This window comes from Haemophilus sp. THUN1691 (genome assembly GCF_059704425.1).
Window position 1 is genome coordinate 494,662 of record NZ_AP046578.1, and the last position, 15,994, is coordinate 510,655.

Sequence of the window (15,994 nt, forward strand, 5' to 3'; positions counted from 1 at the left end):
TGCGCAGTCTAAATTTATAATGATGGACTTACTTTGACTAAGTGCAGTTATTTTTTATGCCCGTGGAGTTAGAATGAAAAAATATTTTTTGTCATTATTTGCCTTACCTGTTTTTTGTTTTGCTCAAGAAGAACCCATAAATCCCGCATTGCTTGGCTTGGGGCAGGCTTTCTTTTTTGATAAATCACTTTCTCACAATAAAACACAGAGTTGCTCTACTTGCCATATGCCAGCAGCCGCTTTTGCGGATTTACGTGAAAATGATATCGATAAAATGGTTTCACAAGGTGATGATCCAACAAAGTTTGGTAATCGCAATACACCAACGGCCATTTATGCAAAATATTCCCCTGATTTTCATTTCGATGAAAAAATTAAGGATTATGTTGGCGGCCAATTTTGGGATGGTCGAGCAAAACATTTAGCTGAGCAGGCGGGGGGGCCTCCTCTCAATCCTGTCGAAATGGGCATGAAAGACAAAGCCAGTGTGGTAAAACGTATTGCCGAAAATCAGGCAGTGAAAGATTACATTACCAAGCATTGGGGCGAGGAAATTTGGCAAGATGATGAGAAAATTTACGCCATTATGGAACAGGCACTTGCTGCATTTCAGCAATTAGATTTGTTTTCTCAATTCAGTTCTAAATATGACCGCACTTTGGCAGGGGAAGATAAATTTACTGACCAAGAAGCATTAGGCAAGGCGTTATTTTTTGATAAAGAAAAAACAACTTGCAGTAATTGCCATCAAATGAATGAAAAAGATCATCGTGAAGAAACTTTTACAAATTATCGTTATTTCAATCTTGGTGTGCCGAAAAATGAGACGTTGATTGCTCATAATAAATTAGGCGAAGATTGGGTGGATAATGGATTGTTAGATAATCCAATGGTGAAAGGTGATATCGCTCAAAAGGGCAAATTTAAAGTGCCGACATTGCGTAATGTCGCCGTTACCGCACCTTATATGCATAACGGCGTATTTAAAGAGCTGCGTACTGTATTATTATTTTTAGATAGCCATAATAATCCTGAGCGTAAGATAAATCCTGAAACGGGTAAACCTTGGTCGGCAGCAGAATATGCGCCAACGATAAGCCATAGCGATCTTAAAGGTAAACCGCTTACTGATGCAGAAATTGATGCATTGGAAGCGTTTTTGAAAACGTTGACTGATGCAGCCTACGATAAGAGCGGTGAGTAAGATAATTTCACTGTGCTTAAAGCTAAAATTTAACTCACATTTCTATGTTACAATTTATAGCATCATTTTAAGGGGGATATATGTCAGAGAATTTGTGGCTTTTTAGCTTGTTAGCCGTCGTTATTTTGTTAATTTTATTGCTTATTCTACGCCAGCAAAAATATACATATCTTCATCAAGAATTATCGAAAACGACTCAAGATTACAATCAGCTTGCTAGTAAATTTGATGAACTTAGCAGCATCAAAAATCAGCTAGAGCAGCAAACCATCAAAGCTCAAACAGAAAGCCAAGGCTTGTTAGTTCGACTCAATGAGCGTGATGAAAAAATTCATTATCTCACTCAAGAACTGGATGAGGAACAATCTCGTCATTCCTCCATCGCGGAGCAAATTACCGCATTAAAAGAACGCTTCGGGATTGCTTCTGCGCAAGCAGAAAGTTTGAATGCCCAGTTGCAGCATAGCCAAAGCCAGTTATCTCGTAAAGAACAGGAGCAACAACATTTAACCGAAAAATTGACCGCACTTTCTCAAGAATTAACAGGATTAAAAACAACGTTAGCAGAGAAAGAAAAACATTTTTCAGCGCAACAGCAGAACTTTGAACAATCTAAGCAACAGTTGGGCGTGGAATTTCAAAATCTAGCCAATCGGATTTTAGATGAAAAAAGTCGATCATTTAGTCAATCAAATCAAACTGCCTTGGAAACGTTGCTCAAGCCTTTCCGTGACCAAATTGAAGGTTTCCAAAAACGTGTCAATGAAATTCACTCCGAATCCGTGAAAGGTAATGCAGGCTTGGAAGCTGAAATTAAAAAAGTGCTGGAAATTGGTCTGAATATGTCGCAAGAGGCGAGTAATTTAACTTCTGCACTGAAAGGCGAAAAGAAAACTTTAGGTAACTGGGGTGAAGTGCAATTAGAACGAGCTTTGCAATTGGCTGGACTTGAAGAAAATATGCATTATCGTGCTCAAGCACATTTTAAAGATGAACAAGGCGGACGCAATTACCCTGATTTTGTGTTGAATTTACCCGATGAAAAACACTTAATTATCGACAGCAAAATGTCCTTAGTGGCTTACGAAAGTGCGGTGAATTCTGACGATGATTTTGAACGAGAGCGTTTATTAAAAGAACATATATCCGCATTGAAAAGCCATATTAATGATCTGCATAAAAAAGATTACAGCAATCTTATTGGTATGCGTAGCCCGAATTTTGTTCTTATGTTTATTGCGGTGGAGCCCGCATATATTGAGGCTTTAAAATCAGATCCTGCTTTATTTAATTATGGTTATGAACGTAATGTCATTATGGTTTCTCACACCACCTTAATGCCGATTTTACGCACTGTAGCAAACCTGTGGCGCATCGAACGCGGTAATGCCGAGGCAAAAGAAATTGCTGAAAAAGCGGGTGAAATTTATAACCAAATTTGCTTGGTCGCAGAACGTTTAAGTAAGCTCGGCAATACGCTTTCCACTGTCAGCAACCAATACAACAGCACCGTCACTGCACTTGTTGGCCAACAAGGCTTGGTGGGCAAAGTAGAACGATTTAAAACCCTTTCCGCAAAAGCGAATAAAACGATGCCGGAAGTGGAGTTATTGAATAATCAGATCGATTTGGCTAGGTTGGATACGTTGAACTAAGATAATTTCAAATAATTTATTCTCCGATTGAATGTGAATTTGGTCGGAGAATTTTTTATTTTATCTAAACAAAAAATTTTGTGATTAATATCTCAAATTTGAAATTTCTCAGTTGTTTTTCTGTTTTTGTTCTTTATATTTATCTTATCGAAACGTTTCGATAAAGGTGGAAAGAGGAAATATATGAAAAAAACGATGTTATTAAATGCACAACTTTCTCGTTGTATCGCTTCTCTTGGTCACACAGAAAGTTTGACGATTTGTGATGCGGGGCTTCCTATTCCATTAAGTGTGGAACGTATAGATCTGGCATTAACTGCGGGAGTGCCAAGTTTTTTACAAACTTTAGATACAGTGATCACTGAGATGTATGTCGAGCGAGTAGTGATTGCTGAAGAAATTAAAGAAAAAAATCCTGAAATTTTTACCGCACTTTTATCTAAACTTAGTCAAATTGAGACTAATCAAGGTAATAAGCTTCAGATAGAGTTTGTATCACATGAAACTTTTAAAAAATATACACACCAAAGCAAAGCGATTGTTCGAAGTGGTGAGTGTTCTCCTTATGCCAATATAATTTTATATTCTGGCGTGCCATTTTAATTTGGGTGAAATTATGAAAACCTTACTTAAAATTTCTGGCATTGATAAATCTTTCCCTGGCGTGAAGGCTTTAAGTAATGCCTGTTTATCAGTTTATTCTGGTCGAGTTATGGCATTGATGGGGGAAAATGGTGCAGGTAAATCGACTTTAATGAAGGTGCTGACTGGTATTTATTCTAAAGATACTGGCACCATTGAGTATCTCAGTAAGGAAGTGACCTTTAAAGGCCCAAAAGAATCACAAGAGGCGGGTATTAGTATTATTCACCAAGAGCTGAATTTGGTCGGCAATCTCACTATTGCTGAAAACATTTTCCTTGGTCGTGAATTTAAAACCTCATGGGGGGCAATTAATTGGCAAAAAATGTATACCGAGGCAGATAAACTGTTAGCTCGTTTAGGTGTAACCCATAGTAGTAAAAAATTATGCTCAGAACTTTCTATTGGTGAACAGCAGATGGTTGAGATTGCAAAAGCACTAAGTTTTGAATCTCAAGTAATCATTATGGATGAACCAACGGATGCATTAACCGATACTGAAACAGAGTCTTTATTTAATGTTATTCGTGAACTTAAAGCTGAAAATCGTGGCATTGTTTATATTTCCCATCGTTTAAAAGAAATTTTTCAGATTTGCGATGATGTAACGGTTCTGAGAGATGGGCAATTCATTGGTGAGCGTATAGTAGCTGATATTGTCGAAGATGATTTAATTGAAATGATGGTAGGGCGTCGCTTAGATGAACAATATCCACACTTGGAGCGAAAAAAAGGTGAATGTGTGTTGAGTGTAGAGCATCTGAGTGGTAGTGGTATTTATGATGTTTCATTTACGCTTAATGCTGGCGAGATTGTGGGCGTTTCCGGTTTAATGGGCGCAGGAAGAACTGAGCTTGGAAAGTTACTTTACGGTGCATTACCAAAAACAAGCGGTAAAGTGCGGTTAAAAAATCAGGATATTGAGAATCGCAGTCCGCAAGATGGTTTAGATAATGGCATTGTGTATATATCCGAAGATCGTAAAGGTGATGGCTTGGTTTTAGGCATGTCGGTGAAAGAAAATATGTCGCTCACATCACTCGATCATTTTTCACAAAAGGGCAGTATTCGCCATCAAGCGGAAAAAATGGCAGTCGATGATTTTATTTTGATGTTTAATATTAAGACCCCTAGTCGTGATCAACAGGTAGGTTTACTGTCTGGTGGAAATCAACAAAAAGTGGCAATTGCTCGTGGATTAATGACTCGCCCAAATGTGTTGATTTTAGATGAACCTACTCGTGGTGTAGATGTTGGTGCTAAGAAGGAAATTTACCAACTTATTAACGAGTTTAAGAAGGATGGTTTGAGTATTTTGATGATTTCATCGGATATGCCAGAGGTGCTTGGTATGAGTGATCGAGTGTTGGTAATGCGTGAAGGTAAAATTAGTGCAGAATTTTCTCGTGAAGAGGCAACACAAGAAAAGTTATTAGCGGCAGCTATTGGTAAATAAGAGTAGGTAAGTATGATGAAAAATGAAACATCTAATTTTCAAATAGGAAGATTTTTGATTGAACAGCGTTCTTTTATTGCGTTGATTATTCTTATCGCAATTGTATCAGTGATTAATCCTGATTTTTTTAGCGTAGATAATATTTTGAATATTTTACGTCAAACTTCAGTTAATGCGATTATTGCAGTTGGGATGACCTTTGTTATCTTAATTGCGGGAATAGATCTTTCTGTTGGATCTGTATTGGCATTGACTGGTGCTATTGCAGCCTCAATGGTAAGTATTGAATTGCCTATTTTTTTAGTAGTTCCTGTTGTTTTATTTATTGGAACACTTCTTGGTGGTGTAAGTGGTGTAATTGTTGCAAAAGGAAAAGTTCAGGCTTTTATTGCTACCTTGGTTACCATGACCTTACTGCGTGGTATAACAATGGTTTATACAGATGGTCGTCCTATTACGACAGGTTTTTCTGATAATGCGGATATATTTGCTGGTATTGGTACTGGATATTTCTTAGGTATTCCAGTACCAATTTGGGTTATGAGCGCCGTGTTTGCCGTGGCTTGGTATATTTTGAAACACACACCAATCGGTCGCTATATTTATGCTTTAGGTGGAAATGAGGCAGCGACCCAACTTTCTGGTATTAACGTCAATAAAATCAAAGTATTTGTTTTTGCTGTCAGTGGTTTTCTTTCTGCATTAGCAGGTTTAATTGTTACTTCGCGTTTATCCTCAGCACAACCGACTGCTGGTGTGTCTTATGAATTGGATGCTATTGCTGCTGTTGTTGTTGGGGGAACGAGTTTGATGGGTGGTAAGGGGCGTGTAATGGGAACCCTCATTGGCGCATTAATTATTGGTTTTTTAAATAATGCATTAAATTTATTAGATATTTCATCTTACTATCAGATGATAGCAAAAGCGTTGGTTATTTTGGTTGCCGTTTTAGCCGATAACTATCTTGGTACAAAAAAACTGTAATTCACTTCAAGGAGAAATTATGAAAAAACTAACCGCTCTTACTTCTGCTGTATTATTAGGTTTGGCTGTTACTGGTTCAGCATCTGCGCAAGACACGATCGCTTTAGCCGTGTCTACATTAGATAACCCATTTTTTGTCACATTGAAAGATGGCGCACAGAAAAAAGCTGATGAATTAGGCTATAAATTAGTCGTGCTTGATTCACAAAATGACCCAGCTAAAGAACTTGCTAATGTTGAAGATTTAACAGTGCGTGGTGCAAAAGTACTATTGATCAATCCAACTGATTCTGAAGCTGTTGGCAATGCAGTGGCGATTGCAAACCGTAATCATATTCCAGTTATTACACTAGACCGTGGTGCAGCTAAAGGAAAAGTAGTAAGCCATATCGCATCTGACAATATAGCAGGCGGAAAAATGGCTGGGGATTTCATTGCACAAGAATTAGGTGATGGAGCTAAGGTTATCCAACTTGAAGGTATTGCTGGTACATCTGCAGCGCGTGAACGAGGTGAAGGTTTTAAACAAGCCATCACTGCACATAAGTTTAATGTATTAGCTAGCCAGCCTGCGGACTTTGATCGTACAAAAGGTTTGAATGTAACGGAAAATTTGCTTGCCTCAAAAGGAGATGTGCAGGCTATTTTTGCTCAAAATGATGAGATGGCATTAGGTGCATTACGGGCAATTAAAGCATCTAACAAAAAAGTCCTTGTTGTGGGATTTGATGGTACAGATGATGGTGTTAAAGCGGTGAAAGGTGGAAAAATGGCTGCAACTATTGCACAACAACCTGATCTTATTGGTTCATTGGGGGTTGTTACAGCTGATAAAATCTTAAAAGGCGAAAAAGTGGAATCAAAAATCCCAGTAGATTTAAAAGTAATTAGTGAATAGTTATTGCATAACTTTTATCTCCCCCTTGCTTATATGCGACAGACTGCATTAATGGCAGGGGGAGTTCCAGTTTCTTCAGATCCAAATTTATAAAGACAAATTTTAATTGTTCAAGGAGTTTAATATGAACAAAAAACTCACCGTTCTTGGCAGTATTAATGCTGATCATGTGATTTCTGTTCCTTATTTTTCTAAGCCTGGCGAAACATTAACTGGTGATAATTACCAGCTTGTCTATGGCGGAAAAGGTGCAAATCAGGCGGTGGCTGCTGCTCGGTTAGGGGCAAATGTAGAGTTTATTGGATGTGTTGGCTCCGATGTTATAGGCGAAACAATGAAAAATGCATTTTCACAAGAGGGGATTGATACGACAAATATTCATTCTATTTCTCAAGAAATGACGGGGATGGCATTTATTCAAGTAGCTCAATCAGGTGAAAATAGCATTGTATTAGCTCGTGGATCAAATGCACATTTAGATGAAAAATTGGTGCAGCATAGTGAAGCAAAAATTGCTCAATCTAATTATTTGTTAATGCAGTTAGAAACGCCTATTTCAGGTGTGGAGCTCGCTGCAAAAATTGCTCAAGAAAATGGTGTGAAAGTCGTACTTAATCCTGCGCCTGCGAGAGATTTATCGGATACCTTATTAAGTATGATTGATATCATTACACCAAATGAAACAGAAGCTGAAATCCTTACTGGCGTACGAGTGAGTGATGAACAAAGTGCGGTGGAAGCTGCGCAAGTTTTCCATAAAAAAGGAATTGATTGTGTCATGATTACATTAGGTGAGAAAGGTGTGTTTGTTAGCCAAAATGGTGAAACTCGTATAATTAACGGTTTCCGTGTAAAAGCAGTAGATACAACGGCTGCGGGTGATACATTTAATGGTGGATTTGTTACAGCCTTGCTAGAAGGTCAATCCTTTGAAAATGCCATTAGATTTGGTCAGGCGGCAGCAGCGATTAGTGTAACACGTAAAGGCGCTCAACCATCTATTCCTACTCGTCAAGAAACATTAGAATTTCTGGCTCATGTTTAAAGTGCAGTCAATTTTTTAGGTGTTTTATGGCAACAATGAAAGATATTGCTCGATTGGCGCAAGTATCTACGTCTACTGTTTCTCATGTGATTAATGGATCTCGTTTTGTCAGTGACGAAATTCGAGAGAAGGTAATGCGTATAGTTGTTGAACTTAATTATACGCCTTCTTATATAGCTCGTAGCTTAAAGGTAAAAGCGACAAAAACGATAGGGTTGCTTGTTACAGCGACTAATAATCCTTTTTTCTCTGAAGTTATGGCTGGAGTGGAGCAATATTGTCAGAAAAATCAATATAATCTTATTATTGCTACAACGGGTGGTGATGCTAAGCGTTTACAGCAAAATCTACAAACCTTAATACATAAACAAGTAGATGGTGTATTACTGATGTGTGGCGATAGTCGTTTTCAAGCGGATATGGAGCTTACAGTATCTTTGCCTTTAGTTGTGATGGATTGGTGGTTTACCGAGTTAAATGCAGACAAGATTTTAGATAACTCAGAACATGGCGGTTATCTTGCAACGAAATCTATGGTTGATGCGGGACACCAGAAAATTGGCATTATTACGGGTAATCTCAGAAAGTCAGTAGCTAAAAATCGTTTGCAGGGATATAAGAAAGCTTTGTCTGAAGCTAATATAGTTTTAAATCCTGATTGGATTGTAGAAAGTCATTTTGATTTTGAAGGAGGGATAGTTGGGGCGCAAAAACTGCTTGCGTTATCAGATAGACCGACGGCTATTTTCTGTTGTAGCGATACTATTGCCATTGGCGCCTATCAGGCAATTCAGAATCAAGGTTTACGTATTCCGCAAGATATTTCTATCATGGGATACGATGATATTGAATTAGCTCGTTATCTTTTCCCTTCTTTATCTACAATCAGTCAACCTAAAGCTGAATTAGGTAAGCTTGCTGTTGAGACTTTATTGCAACGTATACAAGAACCCAATGAAAATTACCGTACTTTAGTGTTAGAGCCGACCTGTATTTTGAGAGAATCAATTTCCTCCCCTTCAAATGTAAAAATAAAATAAGAATAACTCGATTTCTTTATTGCTATTTTCAAAAAAACTGCTATTTTCTTGCGGTTTTTTTGTTTATTTAACCCACTATTTAATTTAGGAATAAAATCTAATGGAAGAAAACAAACCTGTTGATCCTTATGCGAAATATAACGAACAATCAAATATTATCGCGAAAATAATTTTTGCTAGTCGCTGGTTGCAAGTGCCGATTTATTTGGGTTTGATTGTCACCCTTGCGATCTACTCTTATAAGTTTATTAAAGGCTTGTGGGCATTGGTGATTAATGTCAATGAGATGGATTCCAACACGATTATGTTGGGTGTGTTGAATTTGATTGATGTCGTGATGATCGCAAACTTGCTGGTGATGGTGACTATTGGTGGCTATGAAATTTTCGTTTCCAAATTGCGTACTCGTAATCACCCCGATCAGCCGGAATGGATGAGCCATGTAAATGCGACGGTATTAAAGGTTAAACTTTCTATGTCTATTATCGGCATTTCATCTATCCATATGTTGCAAACCTTTGTGAACGCAAGCAATACACCAGAAAAAACCATGATGTGGCAATTGTTGTTGCACTTGGGCTTTTTAGTGTCGGCAATTGCCTTGGCTTATACGGATAAAATTTTGTATAGCACAAGCCATAAAACGCATTAAAAATTCGCCGCACTTTATCTAAATATAAAAACGTCGTTCATGATTGAACGACGTTTTGTTTTATGGAGATCAAGAAGTGCGGTAGGTTTTTCCTTGTTTTTTAACCCACCACAAATGGCAAGTAACCCGCACGAATCGCAAATGGAATAGATGTAATGATTACGCCTAATATCAATACGATAATTAAAGTCAGATTTCCTCCCCATACTTTGTATGGCAAGTTTGTGTGAGCTCGACGAGCTTTCCAAACCAGACTCACTGGCAATACTACGGCATAGAATGCAAACATTTGACCTGCGTAGCCTAGCGCTAAAATAAAACCTTCAGGATAGAAAAGCGCAAAGACAAGTGGTGGAATGAACGTCATTAAGCCAAGTGAGATGCGCCCTGCAGAAATATTAAAAGATCGTTTTAATAAATCTTCGATACATTCCAACAAGCCAAGCCCTACGCCTAAGAAAGAAGTAACAAGTGCTAAAGTCGAGAATAATTTTACTGCCCCAGCAATGACATTACTACCAGTGATAGCTAGTGTTGCTTTTACTAAACCATTTAAGGTTGCATCTTCTTTTAAGAGTTGTAAGAACTCATTTTGTGTGAGCAAGCCATGCGTTGACATTTGCCACAAAATATAAGCGCAAAGGGTAATTGCTGAACCTGCTAAAATAGAAATGCGTAATGCTTTTACATTGCCACCTAAGTATTTATTTAAACTTGGAATAGAACCGTGGAAACCAAATGCCGTGAAAAATACAGGGCTTGCAGAGATAATTAAAGCGTTATCAATTGGCGTCGCCATTAAGTTATCAAATTTGATTGCTGGCAACATTAAGCTTAACACCACGGCAAAGGCTGCAAGCATCACAAAAAATAACACGCGATTAATTTTATCTACGCCATGTGTGCCGATGACGATAAATGAACCGAAAATCACGGTAAATAATAAGATGCTAACTTTATCACCAAAACTTTCTGGTAATAAATCTTTTAGTAGTGAACCGCCACCGCTGATATAAGCGGCAATTAATGCGTATAAGAAAATAATTAGTACTGCCGTGGCAATAATGCGTCCTGCTTTACCAAAATATTGCTCAGCGAGTGTGCCGATGCCCGCATCACTTTCCGCAGTTTGATAGAGTTCAACGAATAAAAGAGCGCTAAAAGTTAATAATGCCCAAAGCCCTAATAATAAGACTAAAGTAAAGCCGAATCCGATACCAGCGGAAGTGAGTGGCATTGCCAACATTCCCGCGCCAATCATCGTACCGGCAACGAGAAGTGTGCTGCCTACAGTTTTGTTCATGTTTGCTTCCTTATTGTGTAATAATAAATTTACGGTGATTGTATTTTAAAATTTACAGTGTGTAAACAACAGAATACAAAATATCTTTATTATTTACCGCACTTTTCTTTTCCCTTTCTGTGTTCATCTCGTTACAATACTTAGCGAATCAACTAAGACAACATAGGAGAGCTTATGATTTACAGTATGACCGCCTTTGCACGCCTTGAAGTGAAAAAAGATTGGGGCGATGCAGTATGGGAAATTCGTTCCGTCAATCAACGTTATTTAGAAAATTTTTTCCGTTTGCCAGAGCAATTTCGCGGATTAGAAAACACGTTGCGTGAAAAACTTCGTCAGAGTCTTACTCGCGGTAAAATTGAATGTTCTTTGCGCATTGAAACAAAAAAACAAACAAATGCTGAATTGAATTTAAATAAAGAGCTTGCGAATCAAGTGATTCAATCTTTGCAATGGATTAAAGCTCAGGCTGGAGAAGGTGAAATTAATTTGACAGACGTGTTGCGTTATCCTGGTGTGGTGGAAGCGCAAGAGCAAGACCTAGATGCCATTAGTCAAGATTTGTTGACAGCCTTTGATGATTTACTGACAGATTTTATTGCAATGCGTGGTCGTGAAGGAGAAAAACTGAACGATATTATTCAACAGCGCTTGGATGCCATTGCGGTGGAAGCGGATAAAGTGCGGTCACAAATGCCGGCAGTTTTACAATGGCAACGTGAACGTTTATTGCAACGTTTTGAAGATGCTCAAATTAATCTTGATCCGCAACGTGTGGAACAAGAAATGATTTTATTGGCCCAACGCGTTGATGTGGCGGAAGAGCTCGATCGTTTACAAATGCACGTGAAAGAAACCACGAATATTTTGAAAAAAGGTGGTGCAGTTGGTCGTAAATTAGATTTTATGATGCAAGAGTTGAATCGTGAATCAAATACGCTTGCGTCCAAATCCATTAATGCAGATATCACGGCTTCTGCAGTTGAGCTGAAAGTGCTTATTGAACAAATGCGTGAGCAAATCCAGAATTTAGAATAGGAAAGTAGAATGTCTCAATTTATTTCTCTTACTCAATATCAACTGATTGAGGCACATGGTGCGGATGCAGAAAAATATTTGCAAGGGCAGTTAACCACGGATGTTGTGCGATTAGCAAGTGGCGCAACGACACTTACGGTTCATTGTGATCCGAAAGGCAAAATGAATGCAATTTATCGTTTATTTAAAGTGAGTAGTGAACAATTCTTTTTGCTTATTAAGAAAGATCTATTGCCAAGTGGTCTAGATGCCTTGAAAAAATATGCGGTTTTTTCAAAAGTGAGTTTTGATTTACGAGATTGGCAAATCATCGGCTTAATAGGTGAAAAATGTGGAAAAATTACACCGCACTTTTCATGGGAAATTGATGGGCAACGTTCAATTTTATTGAATGAAATCGAATTGCCAGTGAATTTTAGTGGCGATGAAAAAATTTGGGATGTAGCCGATATTCAAGCGGGATTGCCAAATTTAAGCCCGCAAACGCAAAATGAATTTATCCCACAAGCGCTAAATTTACAGGCTATTGAGCAAGCCATTTCTTTTACTAAAGGTTGCTATATTGGGCAAGAAACGGTGGCTCGTGCGAAATATCGTGGTGCGAACAAACGCGCAATGTTTGTCTTTAAAGCACAAACCCAGCAGGAAGTGGAAATTGGTAGTGAAATTGAAATGCAGATTGAATCAAATTGGCGAAAAACAGGGACGATTACAAGTGCGGTCAATTTAGACGGTGTTTTATGGTTGCAAGTTGTGATGAATAACGACATTGATTCGGAACAACAATTTAGATTGCCGAATAGTGAAATATTGTTAGAGCGAGTGCAATTACCTTATTCGATTACTGAATAATAAAGTAAAAAAGATCAGGTATTAACCTGATCTTTTTCTATCTAATAAAGTACTCGCGCACGAATTGTGCCATCGATTTCCTTCAATTTCGCCAGTAATGGTGATGCATCATTCGTTTCTACATCAACGACAACATAACCAATTTTCGGGTCAGTTTGTAAATATTGCGCTGCAATATTGAGGCTGGCTTCGACGAAAATTTGGTTCAGTTTGTTCAATATACCAGGACGATTTTCGTGAATATGCAATAGGCGTTTTGTTCCCTCGTGCTCTGGTAAAGATACTTCAGGGAAGTTGACGGAAGAAAGCGTTGAACCATTGTCTGAATATTTAACAAATTTGCCTGCTACTTCAAAACCGATATTTTCCTGTGCTTCTGCTGTTGAACCGCCGATATGTGGAGTTAAAATCACATTATCAAATTCGCGTAGCGGTGAGACAAATTCTTCATTAATTGACGCAGGTTCAATTGGGAATACATCAATGGCGGCACCGTGAATTTTCCCGTCTTTTAAGGCTTGAGCGAGCGCATCAATATCTACCACTGTGCCCCGCGCGGCATTGATCAAAATTGCACCTTGTTTTAATTGTGCGATACGCTCAGCGTTCATTAAGTTTTTGGTAGATGGTAACTCTGGAACATGTAATGAAACTACATCGCAAGAACTGAGTAATTCCTCAAGGCTACGAACCTGTTTGGCATTACCGAGCGGAAGTTTATTTTCGATATCGTAGAAATGTACATCCATACCTAATGATTCCGCAATAATACTTAATTGTGAACCAATGTGGCCGTAACCAATAATGCCCAATTTTTTACCCCGCACTTCATGAGATCCCGTCGCTGATTTATTCCAGACGCCACGATGTACTTCGGCATTAGCCTGTGGCACATTGCGCATAAGTAATAAAATCTCACCTAATACAAGTTCTGCAACGGAGCGAGTGTTTGAGAATGGGGCATTAAATACAGGGATTCCACGCGCTTTTGCTGCGTTTAAATCCACTTGGTTGGTACCAATACAGAAACATCCCACTGCGATTAATTTGGGTGCGGCCTCAATCATTTCTGCCGTTAAATGGGTGCGAGAACGCAATCCGATAAAGTGTGCATCTTTAATGGCTTTTTTTAATTCATCACCATCTAGTGCTTTTTTATAGTAATCAATATTGGTATAGCCTGCCGCATGGAGCGTATCAAGTGCGCTTTGATGCACACCTTCAAATAATACAAATTTGATTTTTGATTTGTCTAGAGAGACTTTGTTTGTCATGTTTGCTTCCTTATGATTTTTATTATGAATTAGTCAATAATTTTAGCGCCTTCAGGCGTCCCGACGATCACAACGTCTGCGCCACGTAACGCGAATATCCCGTTAGTGACGACACCCGCAACGTTGTTTAATTCTTTTTCCATTTCAACTGGATTTAAAATAGTGAAGTTGTGTACATCTAAAATCACATTGCCGTTGTCAGTCACAACGCATTCACGATATTCAGGTGCGCCACCAAGTGCGGCTAATTTTCTGCCTACTTGTGAACGAGCCATTGGAATAACTTCAACTGGTAATGGGAAGGTAGAACCTAACACATCCACTTGTTTACTCGAATCTACAATACAAATAAATTTTTTCGCCAATGCAGCGACGATTTTTTCACGAGTGAGCGCTGCGCCACCGCCTTTAATCATCATTTTTTGTGGATTGATTTCATCTGCACCATCCACATAAATATCTAAACTAGAGACATCATTTGCATTAAATACTTCGATACCTTGTTTACGTAATAATTCTTCTGATGCTTTTGAAGCTGCAACTGCGCCTTGAATTTTATCTTTGATTGTACCTAAAGCCTCAATAAAGCAGTTCACCGTGGAGCCACTTCCCACGCCAACAATTGTGTCAGCTTTTACATATTGTAATGCGGCTTGTGCGGCGAGTTTTTTCATTTCTAATTGATTCATTTCTTTTCCTTATTTAAATAAGTAAACGATTGCGTTACTTTATTACGAGAGTATTTAATAAACAAGTATAATTTTTCAGCAATGAGAGGTTTAACGGATGAGCTACGATTCCGTTAAAAATAATTCCAATAGTTCGTTGAGAAATAATTTGCCATGCTCAGTGATTTGCCAAGAATCAGCGTTTTCCACAATATAGTTTTGTTGAATAGCAAAATCAATTTGATTTTTCACCGCACTTTGCGATAAACCTGTGTAATCTTCAAATTCTTGTTTGGGTACCGCTTCTAATAAACGAAAGCGATTCATAAAAAACTCAAAAGGGCGGTCAATTTCTGGCACATTTTTTTCTTCGTAAAGATATTCACCACGCAAATAACCTTTCGGGTGCTTGGTTTTAGAAAAGCGGGTAATTTCGCCATTAGGGAAGGTCAGTTTCCCATGTGCGCCACAGCCAATGGCTAAATAATCCCCAAACCGCCAATAATTCAAATTATGTTTACATTGAAAACCAGCTTTTGCGTAAGCAGACGTTTCATATTGCTGGTAGCCCGCTGTGGTTAAAAGTTGGTGGCCTTGCTCAAAAATATCCCAAAGTTCATCATCATCTGGTAATTTAGGTGGGCGGTAAGCAAACATCGTATTTGGCTCAATAGTAAGCTGATACCAAGAAAGGTGAGGAGGAGATAGCTCAATAGCTTGGCGAAGATCATCTAAGGCCTCTTCTAACGTTTGGTTCGGCAAACCATGCATTAAATCTAAATTGAAACTTTTTAGCCCAGAAACTTTCGCTAAATTGACCGCACTTTTTGCCTCTGCTGCATTATGAATCCGCCCAAGACGCTGTAATTTGTCATCATTGAAACTTTGAATTCCCATAGAAATTCGCGTAATGCCTGCTGATACATAACCTTCAAAGCGTTCAGATTCTACTGTGCCAGGATTAGCCTCTAATGTGATTTCAATATTATCTTCAAAATCAATCTGCTTTTTTATTTCTTTTAAGAGATACTCAATACTTTCTGCCGAGAACAAACTTGGCGTACCGCCACCAATAAAAATTGAATGGAGTTTTCGTTGTTGAATAGAATCGTTAAAGCGATGTAAATCGGTCTGCAGATCTTGCAAAAGGTGATGAATATAGCCTTGTTCTGGTATATCGCCTTTTTGTGCGTGAGAATTAAAATCACAATAAGGGCATTTTTGAACGCACCATGGAATGTGTACATAAAGGGAAAGTGGAGGAAGTTTGAGCATGCTGTTAT

15 protein-coding genes are annotated in these 15,994 nt (G+C 38.4%); 11 read left to right on the top strand and 4 right to left on the bottom strand.

Annotated features, from left to right (window positions below):
• The first annotated feature begins 73 nt into the window (after positions 1–73).
• The 9 genes from AC6H0J_RS02395 to AC6H0J_RS02435 all read left to right on the top strand — a co-directional run bounded on the left by AC6H0J_RS02395 (position 74) and on the right by AC6H0J_RS02435 (position 9,576).
• Entirely contained in the window at positions 74–1,204 is a 1,131-nt protein-coding gene (locus tag AC6H0J_RS02395) for a cytochrome-c peroxidase (RefSeq protein WP_497512766.1), read from the top strand.
• 80 nt (positions 1,205–1,284) lie between these two features.
• Positions 1,285–2,859, top strand: a complete 1,575-nt coding sequence (locus AC6H0J_RS02400) for a DNA recombination protein RmuC (RefSeq protein WP_497512767.1) — start codon at positions 1,285–1,287, stop codon at positions 2,857–2,859.
• A 183-nt stretch (positions 2,860–3,042) separates the two neighbouring features.
• Positions 3,043–3,462: a D-ribose pyranase gene (gene rbsD / locus AC6H0J_RS02405; RefSeq protein ID WP_497512768.1), complete on the top strand. Its 420-nt coding sequence runs from the start codon at positions 3,043–3,045 to the stop codon at positions 3,460–3,462.
• 13 nt (positions 3,463–3,475) lie between these two features.
• A complete protein-coding gene (gene rbsA / locus AC6H0J_RS02410; RefSeq protein ID WP_497512769.1) occupies positions 3,476–4,957 on the top strand; it encodes a ribose ABC transporter ATP-binding protein RbsA in 1,482 nt (493 codons plus the stop codon).
• Positions 4,958–4,972: 15 nt separating this feature from the next.
• The gene (rbsC, locus tag AC6H0J_RS02415; RefSeq protein WP_497513580.1) at positions 4,973–5,941 is read left to right on the top strand and encodes a ribose ABC transporter permease; all 969 of its coding nucleotides are present in this window, start codon (positions 4,973–4,975) and stop codon (positions 5,939–5,941) included.
• 19 nt (positions 5,942–5,960) lie between these two features.
• Positions 5,961–6,839, top strand: coding sequence for a ribose ABC transporter substrate-binding protein RbsB (gene rbsB / locus AC6H0J_RS02420; protein ID WP_497512770.1), 879 nt, complete (start codon positions 5,961–5,963; stop codon positions 6,837–6,839).
• Between the two features lie 124 nt (positions 6,840–6,963).
• Positions 6,964–7,884, top strand: a complete 921-nt coding sequence (rbsK, locus tag AC6H0J_RS02425; RefSeq protein ID WP_133499266.1) for a ribokinase — start codon at positions 6,964–6,966, stop codon at positions 7,882–7,884.
• Between the two features lie 26 nt (positions 7,885–7,910).
• On the top strand, positions 7,911–8,924 hold the full coding sequence (locus AC6H0J_RS02430; RefSeq protein WP_497512771.1) for a substrate-binding domain-containing protein: 1,014 nt from the start codon (positions 7,911–7,913) through the stop codon (positions 8,922–8,924).
• A 100-nt stretch (positions 8,925–9,024) separates the two neighbouring features.
• The gene (locus tag AC6H0J_RS02435) at positions 9,025–9,576 is read left to right on the top strand and encodes a TIGR00645 family protein (RefSeq protein WP_005635695.1); all 552 of its coding nucleotides are present in this window, start codon (positions 9,025–9,027) and stop codon (positions 9,574–9,576) included.
• Positions 9,577–9,676: 100 nt separating this feature from the next.
• Here the strand turns inward: AC6H0J_RS02435 and AC6H0J_RS02440 are convergent, their stop codons facing one another.
• A complete protein-coding gene (locus AC6H0J_RS02440; protein ID WP_497512772.1) occupies positions 9,677–10,879 on the bottom strand; it encodes an aromatic amino acid transporter in 1,203 nt (400 codons plus the stop codon).
• A 174-nt stretch (positions 10,880–11,053) separates the two neighbouring features.
• Between AC6H0J_RS02440 and AC6H0J_RS02445 the strand changes: the two genes are divergently transcribed.
• Complete coding sequence (locus AC6H0J_RS02445) at positions 11,054–11,917, top strand: YicC/YloC family endoribonuclease (protein WP_046939605.1); 864 nt, start codon at positions 11,054–11,056, stop codon at positions 11,915–11,917.
• A gap of 9 nt (positions 11,918–11,926) precedes the next feature.
• Complete coding sequence (gene ygfZ / locus AC6H0J_RS02450) at positions 11,927–12,769, top strand: CAF17-like 4Fe-4S cluster assembly/insertion protein YgfZ (RefSeq protein ID WP_497512773.1); 843 nt, start codon at positions 11,927–11,929, stop codon at positions 12,767–12,769.
• A gap of 41 nt (positions 12,770–12,810) precedes the next feature.
• Here the strand turns inward: ygfZ and serA are convergent, their stop codons facing one another.
• The 3 genes from serA to hemW form a co-directional block, all read right to left on the bottom strand.
• On the bottom strand, positions 12,811–14,043 hold the full coding sequence (serA, locus tag AC6H0J_RS02455) for a phosphoglycerate dehydrogenase (RefSeq protein WP_497512774.1): 1,233 nt from the start codon (positions 14,041–14,043) through the stop codon (positions 12,811–12,813).
• 29 nt (positions 14,044–14,072) lie between these two features.
• Positions 14,073–14,732, bottom strand: a complete 660-nt coding sequence (gene rpiA / locus AC6H0J_RS02460) for a ribose-5-phosphate isomerase RpiA (RefSeq protein WP_497512775.1) — start codon at positions 14,730–14,732, stop codon at positions 14,073–14,075.
• A gap of 102 nt (positions 14,733–14,834) precedes the next feature.
• Positions 14,835–15,986, bottom strand: a complete 1,152-nt coding sequence (hemW, locus tag AC6H0J_RS02465; RefSeq protein ID WP_497512777.1) for a radical SAM family heme chaperone HemW — start codon at positions 15,984–15,986, stop codon at positions 14,835–14,837.
• Positions 15,987–15,994: the final 8 nt, after the last annotated feature.